The organism is Streptomyces sp. NPDC030838 (genome assembly GCF_055572035.1).
This window is the reverse complement of record NZ_JBVIED010000015.1, coordinates 89,976-113,804: the sequence shown is the minus strand read 5'-3', so window position 1 is coordinate 113,804 and position 23,829 is coordinate 89,976. Positions and strand designations below refer to the sequence as shown.

At 73.9% G+C, this 23,829-nt stretch carries 13 protein-coding genes; 11 read left to right on the top strand and 2 right to left on the bottom strand.

Annotated features, from left to right (window positions below; genetic code table 11):
* The first annotated feature begins 53 nt into the window (after positions 1–53).
* From ACZ42A_RS31425 to ACZ42A_RS31395, 7 genes are all read left to right on the top strand, one after another.
* The gene (locus tag ACZ42A_RS31425; RefSeq protein WP_468530686.1) at positions 54–389 is read left to right on the top strand and encodes a hypothetical protein; all 336 of its coding nucleotides are present in this window, start codon (positions 54–56) and stop codon (positions 387–389) included.
* Positions 386–769: a GPW/gp25 family protein gene (locus tag ACZ42A_RS31420; RefSeq protein ID WP_468530685.1), complete on the top strand. Its 384-nt coding sequence runs from the start codon at positions 386–388 to the stop codon at positions 767–769. Before ACZ42A_RS31425 ends, ACZ42A_RS31420 begins: the two co-directional genes overlap by 4 nt.
* A complete protein-coding gene (locus ACZ42A_RS31415) occupies positions 766–3,864 on the top strand; it encodes a putative baseplate assembly protein (protein ID WP_468530684.1) in 3,099 nt (1,032 codons plus the stop codon). The genes ACZ42A_RS31420 and ACZ42A_RS31415 overlap by 4 nt, the downstream gene beginning before the upstream one ends.
* Complete coding sequence (locus tag ACZ42A_RS31410; RefSeq protein WP_468530683.1) at positions 3,861–7,655, top strand: putative baseplate assembly protein; 3,795 nt, start codon at positions 3,861–3,863, stop codon at positions 7,653–7,655. The genes ACZ42A_RS31415 and ACZ42A_RS31410 overlap by 4 nt, the downstream gene beginning before the upstream one ends.
* Positions 7,655–9,817: a hypothetical protein gene (locus ACZ42A_RS31405; protein ID WP_468530682.1), complete on the top strand. Its 2,163-nt coding sequence runs from the start codon at positions 7,655–7,657 to the stop codon at positions 9,815–9,817. The genes ACZ42A_RS31410 and ACZ42A_RS31405 overlap by 1 nt, the downstream gene beginning before the upstream one ends.
* 66 nt (positions 9,818–9,883) lie before the next feature.
* On the top strand, positions 9,884–11,452 hold the full coding sequence (locus ACZ42A_RS31400) for a DUF6519 domain-containing protein (protein ID WP_468530681.1): 1,569 nt from the start codon (positions 9,884–9,886) through the stop codon (positions 11,450–11,452).
* Complete coding sequence (locus ACZ42A_RS31395; RefSeq protein ID WP_468530680.1) at positions 11,452–12,351, top strand: peptidoglycan-binding protein; 900 nt, start codon at positions 11,452–11,454, stop codon at positions 12,349–12,351. Before ACZ42A_RS31400 ends, ACZ42A_RS31395 begins: the two co-directional genes overlap by 1 nt.
* A gap of 108 nt (positions 12,352–12,459) precedes the next feature.
* On the opposite strand, the gene ACZ42A_RS31390 is transcribed toward ACZ42A_RS31395, so the two are convergent.
* A complete protein-coding gene (locus tag ACZ42A_RS31390; protein ID WP_468530679.1) occupies positions 12,460–14,016 on the bottom strand; it encodes an MFS transporter in 1,557 nt (518 codons plus the stop codon).
* Positions 14,013–14,438 carry a DUF3291 domain-containing protein gene (locus ACZ42A_RS31385; protein WP_468530678.1) on the bottom strand — a complete coding sequence of 142 codons (426 nt, stop codon included), beginning with the start codon at positions 14,436–14,438 and terminating at the stop codon, positions 14,013–14,015. Before ACZ42A_RS31385 ends, ACZ42A_RS31390 begins: the two co-directional genes overlap by 4 nt.
* A gap of 355 nt (positions 14,439–14,793) precedes the next feature.
* Between ACZ42A_RS31385 and ACZ42A_RS31380 the strand changes: the two genes are divergently transcribed.
* The 4 genes from ACZ42A_RS31380 to ACZ42A_RS31365 are packed head-to-tail and all read left to right on the top strand — an operon-like array spanning position 14,794 to position 23,818.
* Positions 14,794–16,101: an NAD(P)/FAD-dependent oxidoreductase gene (locus ACZ42A_RS31380; protein WP_468530677.1), complete on the top strand. Its 1,308-nt coding sequence runs from the start codon at positions 14,794–14,796 to the stop codon at positions 16,099–16,101.
* Positions 16,102–16,135: 34 nt separating this feature from the next.
* Positions 16,136–16,399: an acyl carrier protein gene (locus tag ACZ42A_RS31375; RefSeq protein WP_468530676.1), complete on the top strand. Its 264-nt coding sequence runs from the start codon at positions 16,136–16,138 to the stop codon at positions 16,397–16,399.
* On the top strand, positions 16,386–17,294 hold the full coding sequence (locus tag ACZ42A_RS31370; protein WP_468530675.1) for a thioesterase domain-containing protein: 909 nt from the start codon (positions 16,386–16,388) through the stop codon (positions 17,292–17,294). Before ACZ42A_RS31375 ends, ACZ42A_RS31370 begins: the two co-directional genes overlap by 14 nt.
* 53 nt (positions 17,295–17,347) lie before the next feature.
* Positions 17,348–23,818 (top strand): SDR family NAD(P)-dependent oxidoreductase, encoded by a 6,471-nt coding sequence (locus ACZ42A_RS31365; RefSeq protein WP_468530674.1) that lies wholly within the window; start codon positions 17,348–17,350, stop codon positions 23,816–23,818.
* Positions 23,819–23,829 lie beyond the last annotated feature (11 nt).

Below are 23,829 nucleotides of genomic sequence, written 5' to 3'. Positions count from 1 at the left end.
AGACCGTGCACTTCAACAGACCGAAGAAGGAAGAAGACGGGGGACGAAACAAGTTGTCCGGGAGTCTGCTCGACGCCGACGCCGTGATCGGCTGCCCGCACGGCGGTCGCGTCGCCGCCACCACCCCACCCGCGGACGGAGTGCGGCTCGCGGGCGCCGCCGTCGCCACGGCCGCGCACACCTACGCCGTCACCGGCTGCCCGCACACCGTCGACGGCGTGCCCACACCCTGTGTCTCGGTCCGCTGGACCGCCGACGGCACCGGCGTCACCGTCGCCGGCACGCCCGTGCTGCTCGACACCTCCGCCGCCCAGTGCCTCACGGCGGCCCTCGTCCCGCAGGGCGCGCCCGTCGTCCGGGCCGCGCAGCGAAAGGTCACCGTGCGATGAGTCCACTGAGCCCACGCAGCGACATCGCCTTCCCGTTCCGGGCCGACCGCCGCGGCCGCACCGCGCACGCCCGGCACGGCGAGCACGTCCACGACCTGATCGAGCAGCTGCTGTTCACCAGCCCCGGGGAGCGCGTGATGCGCCCCGACTTCGGCTGCGGGCTCCTCGACCTGGTCTTCGCGCAGAACAGCCCGGAGATCCTCAGCACCCTGGAGCTGTCCGTGCACGCGGCCCTCCAGCGCTGGCTCGGCGATCTGATCGAGGTGGACGCCCTCGACATCACCGGCGAGGACACCGTCGTACGCGTCCGGCTGTCGTACGTCGTACGCGCCACCGGGACCCGGCGCGAGGACGTCTTCGAAGGGAGGGCCGCCGCATGACCGGTGCCACCGTGTCCCGCCGTGCCAAGGTGCGGGCCGCGCAGCTCAACGGAGTCGACGCCGTCGAGGTGAGCGACGACGGGCTGCTGCTCACCGTCACCTTCCTCGGCAAGGCCCCGCACGGGCTCGGTCCGGAGAACGTCCGGATCGACGGGGGCCGCCGCATCACCGGCATCACCGCCGTAGACGTCAGCGTCGAACGCGAGGAGGACCCCGAGCTGGACGACCGGCTCTACGTCACCCTCGACCGGGCCGGGGACACCTCCCGCTACCGGCTCTCCCTGGTGGAGACCGACCCGTACGGGCGGCCCGGCAGCCAGCCGTTCCGCGGCTTCGACCAGCGCTACCACAGCGCGACCTTCGCCTTCCGGCCGGACTGCCCCACTCCCTTCGACGACAGGGGAGACGAGGAGCGGGACGCCCCGGTCTTCCCCGCCGCGCCCGTCATCGACTACACCGCCCGCGACTACGACACCATCCGCAAGCTGCTGCTCGACCGGCTGGCGCTCACCACCCCCGACTGGGTCGAGCGCCACCCCGCCGACCTGGGCACCACCCTCGTCGAACTCCTCGCGTACACCGGCGACCGGATCAGCCATCAGCAGGACGCCGTGGCCACCGAGGCATACCTCGACACCGCGCGCCGCCGGGTCTCCGTACGCCGGCACGTCCGGCTCATCGACTACGCGATGCACGACGGCTGCAACGCCCGCGCCTACGTCACCGTGGAGACCGCCGAGGACCACACGCTCGCCCCGGGCACCTTCCGGTTCGCCTCCGTCGACGTGCGCAGCCTCGACCCCCACGACCGACCCGAACCGGGCACGGTCATCGCCGAGGCCGACCTCGGCGACCTCGACGAGCGCGGCTCCGTGGAGGTCTTCGAGCCCGTCCCGGCCGGCGAGCCGCTGCGGCTGCGCGTCGCGCACAACGCGATCCGGCTCTGGACCTGGGGCGGCGAGGTGCGCGCGCTGCCGAAGGGCGCCACCGCCGCCACCCTGCGCGACGCCTGGGTCGACCCGGAGACCTGCCGCGAGCGGCAGCTCGACCTGCACCCCGGTGACGTACTGATCCTGGAGGAGGTGAAGGGCCCGCGCACCGGCACCCCCGGCGACGCCGACCCCGCCCACCGTCAGGCCGTCCGCCTGACCTCCGTCATCCCGGCCGTCGACCGCATCGAGGACCAGCCGGTCCTGGAGGTCACCTGGGCCGCCGAGGACGCCCTGCGCTTCCCGCTGTGCCTGACCACCCGCGCCGGGCGGGACTGCCTGCCCGTCGAGGACGTGACCCTCGCCCGCGGCAACGTCGTCCTCGTCGACCACGGCCGCACCCTCGACGGCCTTCCCGAGACGTTCACCGTGCCCGCCGACCCGGCCGTGGTCGCCTCCTGCTGCCCTCCCGCCTTCGGCTGCGCCGACCCCGACGAGGGCAACGCGCCCGCCCGGCTGATCAACGCCCTCACCGACCGCACGGCCGACGGACGCGCGCTCACGCCGGACGACGTGCGCGAGCTCTTCCAGGTCGTCGGGGAGGCCGCCGTCACCCGCGCAGGCATCGGACTCGAACGCGCCGGGCAGCGGCACGAGCGGGTGGTGCCGGGAACGGCGTACGCGCAGACCGCCGCCCTGCGCACCCTGCTCGCCCAGTCCGTGTACCCGGGCATCCGGCCCCGGTTCCGGCCCGTCCTCGGCCGGGCGCCCGTCGCCCAGGCGGTGCCGTTCCCCGAGCCGGGCACGGTCGCCGCCGGACAGGCCGAGCGGATCGCCGCCATCCCGGGCCGGGTCCGGCAGCGGCTGGTCGAGCTGTGGCGCAGCGCCCGGGACCGGGACGGGCTCGGTGAGGAGGAGATCGCCGAACTCGCCGTCGTCTTCGGACTGAAGCTCCTGGAGCGGCTGGAGCTGCGGCTCCACCCCGTGCGCGCCCTGCGCGAACTGCTGCACCGGGGCGACGAGTTGCTGGACGGCAAGCTGCGCCGGATCGAGGTGCTGACGGCCCGGGCCCGCGCGGGCACGGTCCTCGACCCGCACATCGCCTGGGAGATCGCCCACAGCTGGGGTCCCGCCTACGCCGCCGGACTCCACCCCGACGAGCCCGTGCTGCGCGGCTCCGCGACCGCCGCGCTCGCCCAGGACCCGCGCCGCGCCCTGCCCGCCGTACGACTGGAAGAGCCGGACTCCGGCTGGGATCCGCGCCGCGACCTGCTCGACAGCGCGCCCCGCGACCGGCACTTCGTCGGCGAGCTGCAGGACGACGGGCGGCTCGCGCTGCGCTTCGGCGACGGCCGGCACGGCGCCCGCCCCACGCCCGGCAGCCGGCTCACGGCCCGCTACCGGCTCGGCGGCGGCACTGCGGGCAACGTCGGCGCGGAGGCCATCAACCACCTGGTGGTGCAGGACTCCGCCGAGGAGCTGTCGGCCGCCGTCGTCCGCAACCCGCTGCCCGCCACCGGCGGCACCGAACCCGAACCCGTCGACCAGGTACGCCAGCTCGCCCCCCTCGACCTGCGCCGCACCCGGCTGCGCGCGGTCACCGCCGACGACTACGCGGCCCTGGCCGGCGCTCTGCCCGGCGTCCAGCGCGCGGCGGCGGAGCTGCGCTGGACCGGCAGCGTGCAGGAGGCGCACATCGCCGTGGACGCGGTCGGCGACGGCGAGCCGTCGGCCGGGCTCCTGGACCGGGTCGCCCAGGCCCTGGAGCCGTACCGGCGCATCGGCCACGACCTCGTCGTCCGTCCGGCCCGGCTGGTGCCGCTCGACATCGCGCTGACCGTGTGCGCCCGGCCCGGCCACCAGCACGGGCAGATCCTCGCCGAGCTGTACCGGGTGCTCGGCAGCGGTCGCGGCGGCTTCTTCCACCCGGACGCGCTCACCTTCGGCGAACCGGTGCGGCTCAGCCGGCTGGTCGCCGTCGCCGCGGCGGTGCCCGGCGTGGAGAGCGTGCGGGTCACCCGGCTGCGGCGGCTGTTCGAGCCGGACCGCGGCGAGCGGGAGGAAGGCCTGCTGCGCATCGGCCCGCTGGAGATCGCCGCCTGCGACAACGACCCCGACCGGCCGGAACACGGCCGGCTGGAGATATCCCTGGGAGGTGCCCGATGACCGCGACCGACGAGTGCGGTGGCGCATGCGCTTGCGGTGGACACGACGAGCGGCGGGCCCCGGCGCCGCCGCACAATCCGCCCGGCCGCACCGCCCTCGACTACCGCATCGGCACCTACGGCTCCTTCCTGGCCGCCCTCCTCGACCGGCTCGCCTCGCCCGCGTACCCGGCCCTGAACGGGCTGACCGTACGCACCCCCGACGACCCGGCGATCGGTCTCCTCGACGCCACCGCCGTCCTCGGCGACCTGCTCACCTTCCACTCCGAGCGGATCGCCGACGAGGCGTACATCCGCACGGCCAACGAGCACCGGTCCCTGGTGCTGCTCGGGCGGCTCGTCGGCCACCGGCCGCGGCCCGGCGTCGCCGCGGCCACGCATCTGGCGTACACGCTCGAACGTGACCCGCGCGCCGAGACCCTGCCGGTCGTCATCCCGCGCGGGGCCCGCAGCCACAGCGTGCCGGCGTCTGCCGAGGAGGAGTCCCTCACCTTCGAGACCGGCCGCGATCTGACGGCTCGCTGGGAGTTCAACGAGCTGAAGGTGCGGCGGCGCAGGCCGTCGCTTCTCACTCCTGAGGACCTGGAGCGTCGCTCGGAGTTGTTCGTCGAGGGCACGGCGAACTCGCTCCAGACCGGGGATCAGTTGCTCTTCGTGTTCGGGGAGCAGGCCGGTGGGGAGCGGAAGCTGCTGCCCGTCGCCAAGGCGCGGATCGACCGGGAGGACGAGATCACCGCGGTCTCGCTGCCGCGGTCGGCTCCGCCGTTGCTGAAGGAGCTGGTCGACGAGGTGCGGCGGTGGATCGCCGCGCCCGCCCTGCCGGGGGAGCCGGGTGAGGAGCCGGCGACCCCGGAGGTGCCGAACCCGCGGCCGGTCAGTCGGCTCATCGAGGACTTCGAGGACCAGGTGCTCGCGCCGCTGCGGGACGATCTCGACGGCATCCGGTCGCCCGAGCGGCTTGCCTCGCGGCTTGCCGAGCCGGTTGCGCGGCTGGGCGAGGCGCAGGTGTTGGCCGCGCCTTATGAGGACGTCGCGGAGTGGTTTGCGCGGCTGGAGGCGGTGCTCGCGGAACTCGCGGAGCGGGCGTTGGAGTTGGCGCCCGCGCAGACGGAGGGTGCGGCTTCAGGTCGACGGGCGGGCGCGGCGCCGTCTGGGCTGGGCGCGCGGTTCCCCGCGCCCCTTGGGTGGGACTCGCGCGCCGCTGCTTTCGAAGCCCTCGGTGCCGTCCTGCCTGCTCTCCGTGGCCGTACGCCCACCCAGCGCGGTAGCACCGTCGGACCCCGGCGTCCCGACACCGCGCGGCTCCTCACCGCCCTCGACCCGGGCCTCGGCACCCTCTACCCCGCCTGGCGCACCGCCGCCGCACCCGGTGCCCAGCCCCTGTTGCGCGAGCTGCTGGCGATGCGGGTCACTGCCGGGCCGTTCGGGGCGACCGCGCCGTTGAAGCCGGTGCAGGACGCCCGGGGCCGGGTCATTCGGACCGCGGACTGGCCGCTGAGCGGGGCCGTGCTGGTCAGTATGCGGGTCGTGTTCGACACGGCGGGCAAGGTGCCGGTGCGTGCGGAGTTCCAGTACGTGGAGGGCAGCAGCTCCGACCAGCGGGCCGAGAACCTGCCCGTGCCGCAGTTCGTCACCTTCCCGCTGGGCGCGGGGCAGGTGGACCTGTCCGTGCGGGCCGCCCAGGACCGCGACCTGAGCTGGCTCAGCCGCCGTCCCACCAACTCGCAGGAGCCCGGCGTGACCGCCCGGCTGCACTCGGGCCTGCCCGAGCGGACCCTGTTCGTGTCCCGGCCCGACGAGGACGGCCTGGTCCACGTCGGCATCCACAACGGCACCGCCCAGGAGGTGTCCCTGCGGCCCGGGGTCAGCGAGCAGTTCACCCACGGCGACCACGAGGTGAGCCTGCGCTACACGGCCGGCAGCGCGGAGCCCAACGTCGAGGTGGTCATCGCGAGCAAGCCGCAGCCCGTCAACCGGCGCATTCTCCAGCTCGACACCGTGCACACCGGCATCACGCCGGGCAGCTGGGTGGCGATCCAGCGGCCCGCCAAGGGCGCCGAGAGCGGGGTGCCCGGCGACGCGAAGCTGGCGTTCGTCACCACCCAGGTCGTCGCGGCCCGTACGGCGGCGTACACCAACTACGGCATCACCGGCCGCGGCACCGAACTGACCCTCGCCGACCCCTGGCTGGACGAGTTCGACGTGCTGCTCTCGCACATCCGCGACACCACCGTGCACGCGGCCGGGGAGCCGCTGCGGCTCGCCGACGAGCCGCTCGGCGAGGACGTGCACGGCGACGAGATCGAACTCGCCGAGCTGTATGAGGGGTTGCGTCCGGGGCGTACGTTGATCGTCACCGGCGAGCGCAGTGACATTCCGGGCGCGGGCGGGGTCACCGCCACCGAGGTGGTGACCGTCGCCACCGCCGACCCGGCCGTCGACCCGCACCTGCCCGGCGACCGGGTGCACACCCGGCTCACCCTGACCGCCCGCCTCGCCCACCGCTACCGGCGCGAGACCGTGCGGATCCTCGGCAACGTCGTCGAGGCCACCCATGGCGAGAGCCGGGAGGAGGCCATCGGCAGCGGCGACTCCGACCGCGTCCACCAGACGTTCGCCCTGTGGCAGTCCCCGCTCACCTGGCTCGCCGACGACAACCCCCTCGGCGCCACCCCGGTGCTGGAGATCCGGGTCGACGGCGTGCTCTGGCACGAGGTCGACAGCCTCGCCGGACGCGGCCCGAACGAGCGGGTCTACATCACCGGCACCACCTCCGACGGCCGTACGACGGTGACCTTCGGCGACGGCGTGCACGGCGCCCGGCTGCCCAGCGGGCACGAGAACGTCCGTGCCCGCTACCGGTTCGGCACCGGCAAGGCCGCCAACGTCGCCGCCGACCGCGTCACCCAGCCGCTGACCCGCCCGCTCGGCGTCACCGCCGTCACCAACCCCCGCCCCGCCACCGGTGGTTCGGACGCGGACGGCCCCGGCCTCACCCGCCGGACGGTCCCGCTCGCCGTGTCCGCCCTGGACCGGCTGGTCTCGGCCGCCGACTACGAGGACTTCGCCCGCTCCCGCGCCGGAATCGGCCGGGCCGCCGCCCGCGAACTCTTCGACGGACGGCGGCGGGTGCTGCACGTGACGGTCGCGGGCACCGACGACGTCCCCCTCGACCCGGACTCGGACACCCTGCGCGCCCTGCGGAGCGCCCTGACCGAGTACGGCGACCCGAACCTGCCGGTCCGGGCGGACGTCCGCGAGCTGGTCCTGCTGCTGATCGCCGCGAAGGTGAAGGTCGCCCCCGACCACTCGTGGGAGATTGTCGAACCCCGGCTGCGCCAGGCCCTGCTGCGCCGCCTCGGCTTCGACGGGCGCGAGCTGGGGCAACCCGCCCGGCTCTCCGAGGTGCTGGCCACCGCCCACTCCGTGCCCGGCGTGGACTACGTCGACGTCGACGTCTTCACCGGCGTCCCCGCCTCCGCGGGCCCGGCCGAACTCGCCGGGCTGCTGCGCGACCCCGGCCCGCCGAAGGCGACGGTGGCCGCGCCCCCGGCGGCGTACGACGAACGGATCCACACCGTCCGCGCCGAGGACGGCGAGACCCTGTCGTCCGTCTGCGCCCGGTACGGCGTCCCGCTCGCCGAACTGCTGCGCCTCAACCCCGACATCACCGACACCCGGCGGCTGCCGCGCGGCCGGTCGGTGTACGTCTTCCGCGGCATCCGCCCGGCCCGGCTCGCCCTGCTGTCGCCGCGCGCCGCCGACACCCTGATCCTGACGGAGGTCAAGTGATGTCCCCGGACGTCCGGTTCGAGAACGCGGGACCGCCGGCGTCCCGCAACCCCGACGCTCTCGCCGACCTGCTGCCCCGCTGGCACCGGCTGCGCGACCTGGAGGAGGGCGAGCCGCTGCGCGCCCTGCTCGCGGTGATCGCCGAACAGCTCGACCTGGTCCGCGACGGCGTCGAGCAGGGCTACGAGGACCTGTTCGTGGAGACCGCGGCGCCCTGGGTGCTGCCGTACCTCGGCGACCTCGTCGGCTACCGCACCCTGCCCGGCTACGAACGCGTCCTCACCACCGGACTGCACACCGGCGGCCGGGCCGCGCTCGCCGAGGCGGTCGCCCCGCGCGCCGATGTGGCGGCGACCGTCGCCAACCGGCGCCGCAAGGGCACGCTGCACCTGCTGGAGGAGATCTCCGAGCAGGTCGCGGGCTGGCCCGCGCGCGCCGTGGAGCTGTCCCGGCTCGTCGCCCAGCACCAGTCGGTGAAGCTCGGCGTCACCGGCCACCGTGCGGTACGCGGCCGGCTCGCCGACCTGCGCGACGGCGCGGCACTCGACCTCGCGGGCGGCCCGTTCGGCGCGACGGCCCGCACGGTGGACGTGCGACGCGCCGACTCTGCGCGGCGGCAGGGCGGCTGGTCGCCGGCGGGCGTCGGCCTGTACGTCTGGCGGCTGAAGGCCCACTCGCTGACCTCCTCCCCGGCGTACTGCATCGACCGCGCCCGCCACCTGTACACCTTCTCCATCCTCGGCAACGACACCCCGCTGGTCACCAAGCCGTTCCCGGAGCCGTCCCCCACCCACCTCGCCACGATCGACAACGTGCCCGCGTTCATCCGGCGCAGGCAGCTCCACGACCGGCTGCTCGACTACTACGGACCCGGCAAGAGCTTCGTCATCCGGCGCGACGGCGAGGACAAGCCCGTACCGCCGTCCGACATCGTGGTCGCCGACCTGTCCGACTGGCGCTACCGGCCCCGGCGCGGACAGGTCGCCGTCGACCCCGAGCTGGGCCGGATCGCGTTCGGCGCGCGGTCGGCGCCCCGGCAGGGCGTGTGGGTGGACTACCACTACGCGGCCGCCGCCGACATGGGGGGAGGGGAGTACGACCGCGACGACCGGGTGGACCGGCCCGACGCCGCCTTCTACCGGGTCGGGCCCGGGCAGCCGTACCGGCAGATCATGGACGCCTACCGGGCCTGGCAGCACGACCGGCGGGCCGGACGGGCCGAGGCCGAGGGCATCATCGAGATCACCCACAGCGGCGCCTACCAGGAACAGCTGGACTTCGACCTCGACCCCGGCGACCGGCTCCAGCTGCGCGCCGCCGAGGGCACCCGGCCCGTCATCCGGCTCCTCGACTGGTACAGCAACCGGCCCGACGCGCTCAACATCCGTGCGGTGGCGGAGGACTGCGCCCCGCACGAGCGGCCCCGGGTCGTCCTGGACGGGCTGCTCGTCGCCGGGCGCGGTATCAACGTGACCGGGCCGATGGGTGGCGTAACGGTTCGGCACTGCACGCTCGTGCCCGGCTGGTCGCTGGAGCCCGAGTGCGACCCGCACTCCCCGGAGGAGCCCAGCATCGTGCTGGAACGCACCACCGCCTGCCTCCAGGTCGAGCACAGCGTCCTCGGCACCATCGAGGTCATCGGCGACGAGGTGAGCGAGGATCCGCTCCCCATCCATCTGCGCGACAGCATCCTCGACGCCACCGCCGACGACCGCGAGGCGCTGTCCGCCCCGGACTGCCGGCACGCCCACGCCGTGCTCCATCTGCACCGGACGACCGTCATCGGCGAGGTGTTCACGCACGCCGTGGAGATCGCCGAGAACTCCGTCTTCACCGGGCGGCTGCACGTGGCCCGGCGCGGCGTCGGCCGGCTGCGGTACTCGTACGTCCCGCCGGGCTCCCGGACCCCGCGGCGGCACCGCTGCCAGCCGGACCTGACCCCGGGCGTGCGGCCGACGTTCGTCTCCCAGCGCTACGGGACACCGTGGTACGGCCTGCTGTCCGACCGGTGCGCCGAGGAGATCCGGCGCGGCGCCGACGACGGGGCCGAGATGGGCGCCTTCCACGACCTGTACCGGCCGCAGCGCGAGGACGGACTGCGGGCGCGGCTCGCCGAGTACACGCCCGCGGGCACGGACGCCGGGATCTTCTTCGTGACGTGAGCGCCCCGCAGCCGTACGCACCGACTTCGCGAACCCGCACTTTCCTGAACCAGGGGGACCCCCTTCATGCACGCTGACCTCTCCCGCCTCACGTTCCGCCCGGAACGGCACTACTCGGCGGTCGTCGCCCAGCAGGGCCGCGTCCAGCTCGACGCCGACACCAACGAGCAGACCGCGATCCAGCTCCACCAGGCCCGTACGCTCGCCGCCGACCTGATCGGACCGCACGGCGGGCCCCGCGACGCGGCCGGCTTCCGCATCGACTACGTGGGCGGCCAGCACGACCTCGACACCCTGCACATCCACGGCGGCCGCTACTACGTCGACGGCATCCTGTGCGACGCGGACCGCCCGGCGCCGGGCGTCCCCGTGCCCGCCTCCGCCTCCGCCTCCGGCGAGGACGACGATGAGGCCGTGGCTCCGGAGACGCCCGCGCACTGGACGTACTGGGACCAGCCCGACGCCTTCCTCGACCCCGAGCGGCCCGGCGACCGGCTGCCCTCGCCCGCCTCCGCGCCCTTCGTCGTCTACCTGAAGGTCTGGGAGCGCGCCGTCACCGCCGCCGAGGACCCGGCGCTGCGCGAGGTCGCCCTCGGCGCCGCCATGCCGGACACCGCGGCCCGCGTCAAGGTGGTCTGGCAGGTGCTGCCGCTGTCCCTCAGCGCGCTGGAGATCGAGGAGAGCGAGCCGTCCAAGGAGGTCGTCCGCGCCGCCTTCGCCCGCTGGGCGCAGCGCCAGTCCGCACCCTCGGCCAGGCTCGCCGCCCGCAGCGAGCGGCCCGACCACGCCGACGAGGACCCCTGCCTGGTCAAGCCCGACGCCCGCTACCGGGGCGCCGAGAACCAGCTGTACCGGGTCGAGGTGCACGCCGGCGGCGCGGCGAAGGACGCCACCTTCAAGTGGTCACGCGAGAACGGCTCCGTCGTGTTCCCGGTCGACGAACTCGACGGCACCTGGGTGCAGTTGGCCTCCCTCGGCCACGACGACAAGCTCGACCTCGACGTCGGCGACTTCGTGGAACTGACCGACACGGCCCACGCCTCCCGGCTGGACGCCCTGCCCCTGCTGCGGGTCGAGGAGCTGGACCTGCCCGGCCGCCGCGTCCGGCTCTCCGCCGAACCCGCCCCCGGCGTCGGGCGCCTCCCGCACCTGCACCCCTTCCTGCGCCGCTGGGACCACCACGAGGGCCCCCGGCGCAAGGGCCGTACGACCGCCCTGCGCGGCGGCGCCGTCCCCGTCACCGAGGGGGAGTGGCTGCCCCTGGAGGACGGCGTCGAGGTCTACTTCGCCAAGGGCGGCACCTACCGCACCGGCGACCACTGGATCATCCCCGCCCGCACCGCCACCGGCAGCGTCGAGTGGCCGACGGACGCCGCCCGCCGCCCGCTGCTCCAGGCCCCCGCCGGGATCGCCCGGCACTACGCCCCGCTGGCCCTGGTCAAGGGCGAGTACGGCGCCGTCGACCTGCGGCTCGCCTTCGGCCCGCTGGCGAGCAGCATGCCCGCCGCGGACGAGGCGGCGCTCGCGGCGGAGGAGCAGGCCCGCCGCGAGGAGCAGGCCGCCGAGGCCGCGCCCTCCGACACCCGGCCCGAGCCTCCCGCCGCCCCGCAGGACACCCCGGAAGGAGACCAGTGATGGCCAAGCCGATCAGCGCGTCCAAGATGGTGGAGATCCTGCGCGCGGAGGGCCTGACGGTGCACGAGGTGCGCAACTGGCGCACCCACAACCGCAACAGCAAGGGGCCCTGGGGCCCGGTCAACGGCGTGATGATCCACCACACCGTCACCTCCGGCACGGCCCGCTCCGTCGACATCTGCTACGACGGCTACTCCGGGCTGCCCGGCCCGCTCTGCCACGGCGTCATCGACAAGAAGGGCCATGTCCACCTCGTCGGCAACGGCCGCGCCAACCACGCCGGACTCGGCGACGGCGACGTCCTGCGCGCCGTGATCAACGAGACCACGCTGCCGCCGGACAACGAGGCCGACACCGACGGCAACCGGCACTTCTACGGCTTCGAGTGCGTCAACCTCGGCGACGGCAAGGACCCCTGGCCCGAGGCGCAGAAGGAGGCCATCGAGAAGGTGGCCGCCGCGATCTGCCGCCACCACGGGTGGAGCGAGAGATCCGTCATCGGCCACAAGGAGTGGCAGCCCGGCAAGACCGACCCGCGCGGCTTCACCATGGACGGCATGCGGAAGCGCATACGCGACAGGCTGCGCGGCGCCGGGGGTGGGGGCGGTGGCGGTACCAAGCCCGCTCCCACGCCGCCGAAGCCGTCCTACGAGCCCTTCCCCGGCAGCGGGTTCTTCCACGTCGGCCAGAACTCGCCGATCATCACGGCCATGGGCCGCCGCCTCGTCGCCGAGGGCTGCGGCCGCTACGAGGAGGGCCCCGGCCCCGAGTGGACGGAGGCCGACCGCCGCTCCTACGCCGCCTGGCAGCACAAGCTCGGCTACCGCGGCAAGGACGCCGACGGCATCCCGGGCCGCACCAGCTGGGAGAAGCTGAAGGTGCCGAACGTCAGGAACTGAGCGTTCTGGAACGTCGGGAGCTGCCGAGGGCTCGGGAACGTCAGGAGCTGCTGAGGGCTTCGGATCCCGGCGCTGAGGGTTCCGGACGTCGTCGGGGCGGATGGGCGCTCAGCCCCGCCGAGGTCTGCGTGCCAGCAGTGCCGCCGCCAGGGCGGACGCGGTGAGGGCGACGCCTGCCACCACCCACAGGGAGCTGTGCACCCCGGTGGTGAAGGCGTCGGCGACCGCGTCCGTCACGTCGGCGGGGGAGCGGCCGCCGGAGCCGTCGCCCCCGGCGCGGGCCACCGCCAGCACCCGCTCGGCGGTGGCCTCCGGTATGCCGTGCTCGGTCAGCCGTCCGGGCAGGGTGCCGAGGAACCGCAGGGCGAGCACCGCGCCGAGGACCGAGGTCGCCAGCACCGAGCCGACCTGCCGGAACGCCGTCACCGCCGAGGAGGCGGCGCCCATCTGCGCGCCCTCCACCACCTCGAACGCCGCGGCTGTGGACGGCGCCACCACCAGTCCGCTGCCCAGCCCCACCAGCACCAGGCCGAGCGCCGTGACCGCGTCACCGCCGTCCGGCCGCTGGAGCAGCAGCACCAGCGCGGCGGCCGTGGTGATCAGCGATCCGCCCGCCAGCAGCCGGCCCGCCCGCACCCGGCCCGCCAGCCGCTGCGCCGCGAAGGTGGCCGCCACGAACGCCAGCATCGCCGGCAGCAGCCGCACCCCGGTGCCCAACGGGCCGAACTCCCGCACCCGTTGCAGGAACAGCACCTCGACGAAGACCACCCCGACGAACACGAACAGGGAGGCCGCGGCGACGCACAGCGCGGCCGCGTACCGCGCGTTGCCCATCATCCGCACGTCCAGCATCGGCACCGCCGCCCGCCGCTCGGTCAGCACCAGCGCGGTCAGCGCCCCGGCGGCCACCACGAGGACGACGATCACCTGCGGATCGTCGTAGCCCAGCCGGCCGCCCACCGCGATGGCGTAGATCAGCGTGGACAACCCGAGCACCGCCCAGAACTGTCCGGCCAGGTCCAGCGGCCGGCCCGGCACCCGGGACTCCGCCACCGCGCGCAGCGTGACCAGGACGGTGACGACCGCGAGCGGCGTGTTCACCAGATACACCGCCCGCCAGCCCGACACCTCCAGCAGCAGCCCGCCGAGCAACGGGCCCACGGCCAGGCCGATACCGGAGACCGACACCCAGATCGCGATGTACCGCAGCATCCGCGGCAGGTCGACGAAGAACGTGGTGGTGATCAGCGCCAGGGAGGTGGGCAGCACCAGCGCGCCACCGAGGCCGCTGACGCCCCGGCCCACCAGCACCCAGCCGTACCCGTCCGACACCGCCACCACCAGGGAGCCGGCCGCGAGCAGCACCACCCCGGTGAGGAACACCCGGCGCCGCCCGAACCGCTCGCCGAGCGCCCCGCCGGAGAGCACACAGGCCGCGACCACCAGCGTGTACGTGCTGGACACCCAGCTCAGGTCGGCGGGCGCCACCCCGAGGTCGACCTGGAGCGCGCGCAGTGTCGAGATCGCCGCGGTGACCTCGATGAACGACATGAAGAGCCCGAGACAGGCGGCGAGCAGCACCAGCCGGGCGTGCGGGACGGCCGGTGCCGGGGGCGGGGCGGCGACGGGCTGGGTGCCCTCGGATTCGGCCGGGGCCGTGCTCATGTCCGCCGGGCCTCCTTCTCCGACTGGTCGGCGAGCCGGCGCCGGGCCTCCTCCCAGGTGACCGGCAGTTGGTCCGCCTCGGCGTTCCAGAACACGAACACCGAGCCCTTCATCGCCGGGCGCAGCCCGCGCACGCTCCTGGCGTGCGGGTCGGTCCGGTTGAAGGCCTCCAGCGCCGCCTGGTCCCGCCAGGCCGACAGCGTCCAGAACGTGCGCTTCAGCGGCTCCGCCCGCAGCGAGGCCCCGATCAACCCCGGCGACCTGCGGACCTGCTGGAACACCACCAGCGACAGCAGGAAGAACCGGGGCACGCTCAGCAGCGACCTCAGCTCCAGCCGGGAGGCCATGACCACCGGCCGGCCCGACTCGGCGGCCCCGGCGGTGTCCCGGCCGGGGCCGGGCATCCAGGGAATCGTGGGCATGCGGCAGCTCCCCTCTGCTCGTGCGGCGGCAGAACGGTGCCGCCACCCCTACAGAGTCCGTCCGACCCCGATTCCGGTCACCCCCGTGAGGGTGAATTCCGGCCGATCGAACACTTCGATCGGCTGACTCGGTTCGCCGATAGGCCGATTGACGGTGATTTCCCGCCCCGCCTACGGTTCTTCTGCGCCAACCGCCGAGCAGCGAGCACCAGGACCAAGCACCTGCACTGCACCTGTACCTGCCTCCAGCGCCTGGCGCCCCCTTCAGAGGTATCAGCCCTCTGCGCATCGGCCGTCGCGTCACCGTGCCCGTTCCCGTTGTCGAGAACCGTTCGAGCCGAGGTGCAGCCCTGCCATGACCACCCGTGTCGCTGTCGTCGGAGCCGGTATCGCCGGACTCTCCGCCGCCCATCACCTGCCGGACGACGTCGAAGTCACCGTGTACGAGAGCCAGGACCGGCCCGGCGGTCACGCCCACACCGTGGAAGTCGACGAGGACGGCCGGACGATCGGCGTCGACACGGCCTTCGTGGTCTTCAACGCCCGTACGTACCCCGACCTGACCGCGTTCTTCGACAAGCTCGGCGTCACCGCCCTGGACCACACCGGCGGCTTCGACTTCTTCGACCTCGACCGCGGACTCGACTACGGCACCGCCGAGTTCGAACTCGACGAGCACGAGATCGCCGCACGCTACCCGGCGGACTTCCTCCCCCTGTGGCGGGACGCGGAACGCTTCCACCGTGAGGCCCCCCGCGACTTCCTGCGGGGGCGCACGGACCTCTCCCTCGGCGACTACCTCGACCGCGGCGGCTACAGCTACGCCTTCAGGCACGGCTACGTCGTGCTGCTCGCCACCGCCGTCTGGTCGGTGCCCGCCGAACTGATCTGGGAGATGCCCGCCACCACGGTGATCGCCTTCTTCATGTCCCACGACCCCGGCGGCCTCGGCGGCCGTTCCGTCGCCTGGAAGACCGTGTCGGGCGGCAGCGTCGAGTACGTCCGACGGATCGTCGCGGGCCTGAACGGCACCGTCCGCACGGGCACCCCGGTCACCCGGGTCCGCGAGGAGAACGGCACGGTCGTCGTCGGCACCGCCGCGGGCGAGGAGCGGTACGACTACGCCGTCCTCGCCGCGCACGCCGACCAGACCCTCGCCCTGCTGGAGCGGCCCACCCCGCTCCAGGCGAAGATCCTCGGCACGGTCCGCTACAGCTCCACCCGCGCCGTCCTGCACACCGACCCCTCGAGCATGCCGCCCCGCAGGGAGCGCTGGCAGAGCTGGAACTACGGCCTGAAGACGGTGGACGGCCGCCCCCGCACCTGGGTCGCGTACTACATGAACGCCCTCCAGGGCTTCACCGCCCGCCACGACTACTTCGTCACCCTGGACTCGCCGATCGCCCCCCGCGACGAACTCGTCGTCCGCGAACTGCCGTTCACCCACCCCGTCATCGACCTCGGGGTACGGGCCATGCAGCGCACGATCCACGACGTCAACGCGCCCGGCGGCCGGATCAAACTCGCCGGCTCCTACTTCCACGCGCCGCGCATCGGCGTCGATCTCATCGGCTCCCACGAGGCGGGGTTCGTCTCCGGACGCAAGGCCGCGGAGGCGGTCGCCCGCGAACTGACCACCGAGCAACTGAGCACCGAGCACTGAGCACCGAACAGAACCGAACCGAGGGGAATCCGTCATGCAGCGTGTCACCGCCGAAGAGGCCCGGGCCTGGCTGGTCGAGAAGCTCGCCGTCCGGCTGGGCGTGGAGCAGGACCGGATCGACGTCGAGCGCTACTTCGACGAGTTCGACCTGGACTCCACGGAGGCGCTGATCCTCGCGGGCGAACTGGAGAAGTGGCTCGGCTTCGAACTGGAGGCCACCGCCCTCTGGTACCACCCGACCATCGCCGCCCTGTCCGAGCACATCGCCGAGGAGAGCACCCGGCATGTCGCGGCCTGAGACCGCCCCCGGCCCGGCCAACGCCACGCGCCGGCCACCGCCGCCCAGGCCGCTGCTGACCGCGCTGCGCCCGGCGGCTGATCCGGTGGCCCGCCCGGTCGTCGCCGTGCACCCCGGTGCCCTCCCCGCCTCGGCCTGGGCGGACCTCGCCGCGCGGCTGCCCGAGGACACCACCCCGTTTCTGTGTGACCTCGGGGCCGTCCCCGAGTACGTCACCGCCGCCCTGGACCCCGGGGCGGCCGTCGTCGGGGTCCGGGAGCTGGCTGATCGCTGTCTCGGCGAGCTGGCCGCCGCCGGGCTGACCGAACGGCCTGTCGTGCTGGTCGGCTGGTCCTTCGGCGGGGTCGTCGGGTACGAGATCGCCGCCCGGCTCGACGCCCGGGGCGGCGGCGCCCTCCAGGAGCTGGTCGTGCTCGACTCCATCGCGCCCGTCGCGGCCTTCCAGCTGCCCGACGACGCGCTCGACGAGGCGATGCTGCTCGACTGGTTCGCGATGTATCTGGGCGCGCGGCGCGGGCGGCGGCTGGTCACGGACGCCGGGGGGATCCGCGACCTGGACGCCCTGCTCGCCGCGGCCGTCGCCCAGGGCGTGCTGCCCGCCGGCACCGAACCGGCCGGACTGCGCAAGCTGTACACCGCCTTCCACGCCGGCCTCGTCCGCAACAACCGCTGCACCGCCGGATACCTGCCCGCCCCGCTCGACCGCAGCGTCACCGTCGTCAAGCCGGAGCGCTCGTTGCTGCCCGCCAGCCCCGACCTCGGCTGGGGCGAGCTGAGCGGCCGCCCGCCGCGGCTGCGGCACGTCCCCGGCGACCACTACACGATGCTCGCCGCACCGGAGACCGGCACCGCCCTCGCCGCCCTGCTCACCGTCAGTCCGCCCCCCACCGCCTGACAGCGCCCCCGCACCCGACACCGCATGACCCACAGGACCATCGGAGGACCATCGTGCGCTACCCACGTCTGGCCGAGACACCGATCGCGATCGTCGGGCTGGCGGGCCTGTTCCCCAAGTCGCGCGACGTGCGCGCCTTCTGGCACAACATCGTGGACGCCGCCGACTGCATCGAGGACGTCCCCGCGTCCCACTGGAATCCCGAGGACTACTACGACCCGGACCCCGCCGCCGAGGACAAGACCTACGTCCGGCGCGGCGGCTTCCTGCCGGAGATCGCCTTCAACCCCATGGAGTTCGGGCTGCCGCCCAACACCCTGGAGGTCACCGACATCCTCCAGCTGCTCTCCCTCACCGTCGCCCGCGACGTGCTGCGGGACGCCGGAGCCGACCAGGCCGACTGGTACGACGCCTCCCGCACCGGCGTCGTCCTCGGCGTCACCGGCGCCAACTCGCTGACCCAGCCGCTCTCCGCCCGCCTCCAGACGCCCGTCCTCAAGGAGGTCGTACGCAGCGCCGGCCTCAGCGAGCAGGACGCTGAGGAGATCGCCGAGCGGTTCAAGAAGGCGTACATCCCCTGGGAGGAGAACTCCTTCCCCGGCATGCTCGGCAACGTCGTCGCCGGCCGCATCGCCAACCGCTTCGACCTCGGCGGCACCAACTGCACCGTCGACGCCGCCTGCGCCAGCTCCCTCGCCGCCGTCAAACTCGCCGTCAGCGAACTCATCGAGGGCCGCGCCGACCTGATGATCACCGGCGGCTGCGACGCCGAGAACACGATCCTCATGTACCTGTGTTTCAGCAAGACCCCGGCGTTCTCCAGGAGCCAGCTCATCCGGCCCTTCGACGAGAACGCCGACGGCACCCTGATCGGCGAGGGCATCGGCATGCTCGCCCTCAAGCGGCTCGCCGACGCCGAACGCGACGGCGACCGGATCTACGCCGTGCTGCGCGGCATCGGCACCTCCAGCGACGGCCGCTTCAAGAGCATCTACGCACCCCGCGCCGAGGGCCAGCAGCTCGCCCTGCGCCGCGCCTACGAGGACGCCGACATCCCCGTCGGCTCCGTCGAACTCTTCGAGGCACACGGCACCGGCACCGCCGTAGGCGACCACACCGAGCTGTCCGCCCTGTCCTCCGTGGTGTCGGCGGGCACCGACGACCACGGCTACGCCGCCATCGGCAGCGTCAAGTCGCAGATCGGGCACACCAAGGCCGCCGCGGGCGCCGCGAGCCTCATCAAGCTCTCCCTCGCCCTGCACCAGAAGGTGCTGCCGCCCACCATCAACGTCGAGACGCCGAGCGCCGCCGTCGACCCCGCGAACACCCCGTTCTACGTCAACACCGAGGCCCGCCCCTGGATCCTCGACCCCGCCCGCGACACGCGGCGCGCCGCCGTCTCCTCCTTCGGCTTCGGCGGCACCAACTTCCACATGGTCCTGGAGGAGCACACGACGGCGGACGCCCCGGTGCTCGGGCCCGTCGTCCGCTGGGGACTGTGGCACGCCGCCGGACCCGAGGCGCTCGCCGCCCGTATCGAGAACGGCGCCGACCCCGACGAGGGCCCGATACCCGACCAGCACGCCCGCCTCGGCATCGCCGCCCGCACCGACGCCGAGCTCGAGGAACTGCGCGCCACCGCCGTGGAACTGCTGCGCGCCCGCCCCGACGCCGAGTCCTGGCAGCACCCCAAGGGCATCACCTACCGCCGCAGCGCCCTGCCCGCGTCCGCCAAGACCGCCGCCGTCTTCGCCGGACAGGGCAGCCAGTACGTCGGCATGGGCCGCACCGCCGCGCTCGCCCTGCCGCCCGTCCGCGCCGCATTCGACCGCGCCAACCGGCTCGCCGAAGGCCCCGACACCCTCGCCCGCACCGTCTTCCCGCCGCCCGCGTTCACCGACGCCGCCCGCCGCGCCCAGGAGACGGCCCTGCGCCGCACCGACTACGCCCAGCCCGCCATCGGCGCCCTCGCCTCCGGCCAGTACGCCTGGCTGCGCGAACTCGGCTTCCGGCCCGACGGCGCCATCGGCCACAGCTTCGGCGAACTCACCGCCCTCTGGGCGGCCGGCGCCCTCGACGACGACCGGTTCGCCGCCCTCGCCCGCGCCCGCGGCCGGGCCATGGCCCCGCCCGAGCACGCCCCCGCCGACTTCGACCCCGGCGCCATGGCCGCCATCCGCGCGACCCTCACCGACGTCCAGGGCCTGATCGCCACCTACCGCAACGTCGCCATCTGCAACATCAACGCCCCCGGCCAGATCGTCGTCGGCGGCCCCACCGAGGAGATCGACCGGCTCGTCGCCGACGCGGCGGAACGCCGTGTCGCCGCCACCCGGCTGCCGGTGTCCGCCGCCTTCCACACCGGCTTCGTCGCGCACGCCGCCGACGCCTTCCGCGAGGCCGTGGAACGCACCGGCCTCGGCGCCCCCGCCATCCCCGTCTACGCCAACGCGCCCGGCTCCTCCTACGGCCCCGACGTCGCCGCCAACCGCCGCACCCTCGTCGACCAGCTCCTCCACCCCGTCGACTTCGTCGCCGGCATCGAGCGGATGTACGCCGATGGCTTCCGTGTCTTCGTCGAGTTCGGCCCCAAACGCGTCCTCACCGACCTCGTCGACCGCATTCTCGAAGGCCGCGCCGACGTCGTCACCCTCGCCGTGGACGGCGGCCCCGCCAAGGACAGCGAGCTGGCCCTGAAGCGCGCCGCACTCGAACTCGCCGTCCTCGGCCTGCCCCTCACCGGCCTCGACGACCACGTGGCACCGCGGCCGCAGGACCCCGTCCGCAAGGGCATGAGCATCCCGCTGCGCGGCATCAACTACGTCACGGAGGAACGCCGTACGGCCTATCGCGAGGCCCTGTCCCAGCCCTTGCCCCTCGCCTCGGAGCCCCAGGCGGACACCGGCGGTGTCGAAGCCGTCCTCCGCGAAGGCCTCGGCCTCCAGGCGGAGATCCTCACCGCCCACGCCGACACCGTCCACGCCTCCGTCCGCGCACTGGAGGAGTCCGTACGAGCGGGCGGCCACCCCGACCCGGAAGCCGCCGTACGGCTCATCCAGGAGCACGGGGCCACCATCGGAGCGGCGCACGAACGGTCGACGCGGTTGCTGCTGGACGCGCTGCGGGCGGGAGAGACGCCGGTGGCGACGGAGCCGGAGCCGGAGCCCGAGCCCGAGCCGAGGCCTGAGCCCGAGGTTTCCGCTGCTCCTGTCTCCGGCGTCCTCGAGGCGTTGATGGGCGCGGTGGCGGAGAAGACGGGCTATCCGGTGGAGATGCTGGAGCCGGGGATGGATGTGGAGGCGGATCTCGGGATCGATTCGATCAAGCGGGTGCAGATTCTGGGTGCGTTGCAGGAGTCGTATCCGGTGTCGGAGGACGTGGACCCGGAGGTGCTTGCCGAGCTGCGCACGCTGGACGACATCGCGAACTTCCTCGCGTCCACGGTCACGGCTGACACGCAGGAGCCCGCCCCCGAACCCGTTCCCGAAGCCGCGGCCCCTGCTGCTCCTGTCTCCGGTGTGCTGGAGGCGTTGATGGGCGCGGTGGCGGAGAAGACCGGTTACCCGGTGGAGATGTTGGAGCCGGGGATGGATGTCGAGGCCGATCTGGGCATCGATTCGATCAAGCGGGTGCAGATTCTGGGTGCGTTGCAGGAGTCGTATCCGGTGTCGGAGGACGTGGACCCGGAGGTGCTTGCCGAGCTGCGCACGCTCGATGACATCGCGAACTTCCTAGCGTCCACGGTCACAGCCGAGCAGCATCCTCCTGCGCCTGCTCCTGTTTCCGGCGTCCTCGAGGCGTTGATGGGAGCGGTGGCGGAGAAGACGGGCTATCCGGTGGAGATGCTGGAGCCGGGGATGGATGTCGAGGCGGATCTCGGGATCGATTCGATCAAGCGGGTGCAGATTCTGGGTGCGTTGCAGGAGTCGTATCCGGTGTCCGACGACATCGACCCCGAAGTGCTCTCCGAACTGCGCACCCTTGACGACATCGCCGGCTTCCTCGCCTCCGCCGTCACCGCCGGAGCGACCCCGGCCCCGGAGACGACAGCGGCGACCCCCCTCACCGTCACCTACCCCACCACCCCCGGTATCGGCCGCACCCACGCCGAGATCACGGAGCTGCCCCCGCCCCACACCCTCGTCGGTGCCTACGCCGACGCCCGTACCGCCGTCCTCGTGCACGACGGATCCACGCTGACCCGCTCCCTCGCCGGTGCGCTGCGTGGGGACGGCTGGCGGGTGGAGGTCGTGGCGCTGCCGGGCAGTGACCCGGTCGTGCCGGAGGCGGACGCCGTACGGCGGCTGGGCAGCTGGGAGGAGGCCGAGCTGGCCGGGGCGCTGGTGAGCGGGCGGGCCGATCTGGTCGTCCAGATGGCGGCGGCGGCCGGGCCGGAGTGGGCGGAGGGCGTACGGCGTCTCGAACACGCCCTCCTCGTGGCCAAGCACGCGCTGCCCGCGCTCAAGTCGGCGGCAGGGCAGGGCCATCGTGCCGCATTCCTCGCCGTGACCCGGCTCGACGGCGCCGGCGGCTACCGCGGGGGCGGGGACGCCTCTCCGCTGCTCGGCGGGGTCGGCGGGCTGGTGAAGACGCTCGCCGTCGAGGCGCCGGAACTGTTCGCCCGTACCGTCGACTTCGCCCCGGACCTGGCCCCGACCACCGTCGGCGCACGCTTCCTGGAGGAGATCGGCGACCTGTCGGCCGCGCCCGCCGAGGTGGCGCGCGACGGCGCGGGCCGCCGTACCGTCGCACCGTCGGCCGAACCGACGCCGCCGCGCGCCACCGCCGTACCGGAGCTGACCGGCGACGATCTGCTCGTCGTCACCGGCGGCGCCCGGGGTATCACCGCGGACTGCCTGCACGCGCTGGTGTCCGCCCGCCCCGTCGGACTGCTGCTGCTCGGCCGCAGCCGGCCCGCGCCCGAACCGGAGTGGGCCGTGGGGCAGGAGGGGCCCGCACTGCGTGGGCTGATCGCCCGGCGAATGGCGCAGGGCGGGGAGAAGCCGGTGCCGCGGGAGGTGGAGGCGCGGTACCGGGAGATCACCGCGGCCCGGGAGATCGCCGCGAACCTCGCCCGGCTGTCCGCGACCGGGGCCCGCGTGGAGTACCTGACCGTGGACATCACGGACGCCGCTGCCGTACGCCGCGAGTTGACGCCGTACGCCGGACGGGTCACCGGAGTCGTCCACGGGGCGGGCGTGCTCGCCGACCGGCTGATCGGGCAGAAGGCGCCGGAGGAGATCCGCCGGGTGCTGGCCACCAAACTCCTCGGCCTCGGCAATGTCCTGGACGCGTTGCGCGGGGTCGCCGAGCTGCGGCACCTGGTGCTGTTCTCCTCGGTGGCCGGGTTCTTCGGCAACCGGGGCCAGTCCGACTACGCGATGGCCAACGAGGCGCTGAACCGGATCGCCACCCGGCTGAAGCGTGAGCTGCCCCACGCGCGGGTGACCGCGATGAACTGGGGTGCCTGGGACGGCGGGATGGTCTCCGAGGACCTGCGGGAGATGTTCGCCTCGCGCGGCGTCGCCCTGGTGCCGGTCGAGACCGGGGCCGGGCTGTTCGCCGAGCAGTTCACGGCCGCCCACGCCCATGACACGGTCGTCGTCACCGGGCCGCTCACCCCGCTCTCCGCCCCGCCCGGGACCCGGTCCGCCGCACCGCTGGTCGTGGACCGCACCCTCGCCGAACTGGCCGCCGAGCCGCTGCTCGCCGACCACGCCATCGGCGACCGGCGGGTGCTGCCCGCCACCGCGGCGCTCGGTCTGCTGGCGGGCGCGGTGGAGGCGGCGACCGGGGACACGGTGACCTCGGCGAGCGGGTTCAAGGTGTTCAAGGGCGTCTCCTGGGACGACCCGGACGCCCAGCAGCCACGGAGCCTGCGCCTGTCGGTGGAGCCGGTCGCCGGAAGCGGCACGGAGACCGACGTACTCGCCTCCGCCGTCGACGCCGACGGCCGTGGCCGGCCCGCCTACAGCGTCCGACTCGGCACCGCCGAAGCCCCCGCCCCGGCCGACCGCGCCGACCTCGCCGCGCTCGCCCGCACCGCCGGACCCGGCCGGGACGCCGCACGCCTCTACGGCGACGGCACCCTCTTCCACGGCCCTTCGCTGCGCGGCCTGCGCACGGTCCTGGCCGCCGACGAGCGGCGGCTGCTCGTCCGGGCCCGGCTCGCCGACGAGCGGCCGGCGCACGGCGGCTACCACGCCCGCCTGCACAGCCCCGTCCTCGCCGACCTGCTGCTCCAGGCGGTCCTGGTGTGGGTGCGGGAGCAGCGCGGCCGGGCCTGCCTGCCCATGGAGATCGGGCGGGTGCGGCTGTACGCCCCGCTGCCCTCCGACGCCGACTTCCTCATCGCCGTCGAGGACATCCGTCCCGGCCGGACCGGCGTCACCTGCACGGTGACCGCCACCGACCCCGACGGCCGGGTGCTGGTCCTGCTGGAGGACGTGGCGGCCGTGGAGGACACGGAACTGGAGAGCCGGTTCCGGCAGCAGGGCGGCCGGGCCGCCCCGGTGACGGTCTGACCCCGGAGAGG

What these genes read in the sequence shown, in the direction of transcription:
- ACZ42A_RS31420 (WP_468530685.1), top strand. Translation starts at nt 386, where the DNA reads ATGAGTCCACTGAGCCCACGCAGCGACATCGCCTTCCCGTTCCGGGCC.
- ACZ42A_RS31415 (WP_468530684.1), top strand. Translation starts at nt 766, where the DNA reads ATGACCGGTGCCACCGTGTCCCGCCGTGCCAAGGTGCGGGCCGCGCAG.
- ACZ42A_RS31410 (WP_468530683.1), top strand. Translation starts at nt 3,861, where the DNA reads ATGACCGCGACCGACGAGTGCGGTGGCGCATGCGCTTGCGGTGGACAC.
- ACZ42A_RS31405 (WP_468530682.1), top strand. Translation starts at nt 7,655, where the DNA reads ATGTCCCCGGACGTCCGGTTCGAGAACGCGGGACCGCCGGCGTCCCGC.
- ACZ42A_RS31400 (WP_468530681.1), top strand. Translation starts at nt 9,884, where the DNA reads ATGCACGCTGACCTCTCCCGCCTCACGTTCCGCCCGGAACGGCACTAC.
- ACZ42A_RS31395 (WP_468530680.1), top strand. Translation starts at nt 11,452, where the DNA reads ATGGCCAAGCCGATCAGCGCGTCCAAGATGGTGGAGATCCTGCGCGCG.
- ACZ42A_RS31390 (WP_468530679.1), bottom strand. Translation starts at nt 14,016, where the DNA reads ATGAGCACGGCCCCGGCCGAATCCGAGGGCACCCAGCCCGTCGCCGCC.
- ACZ42A_RS31385 (WP_468530678.1), bottom strand. Translation starts at nt 14,438, where the DNA reads ATGCCCACGATTCCCTGGATGCCCGGCCCCGGCCGGGACACCGCCGGG.
- ACZ42A_RS31380 (WP_468530677.1), top strand. Translation starts at nt 14,794, where the DNA reads ATGACCACCCGTGTCGCTGTCGTCGGAGCCGGTATCGCCGGACTCTCC.
- ACZ42A_RS31375 (WP_468530676.1), top strand. Translation starts at nt 16,136, where the DNA reads ATGCAGCGTGTCACCGCCGAAGAGGCCCGGGCCTGGCTGGTCGAGAAG.
- ACZ42A_RS31370 (WP_468530675.1), top strand. Translation starts at nt 16,386, where the DNA reads ATGTCGCGGCCTGAGACCGCCCCCGGCCCGGCCAACGCCACGCGCCGG.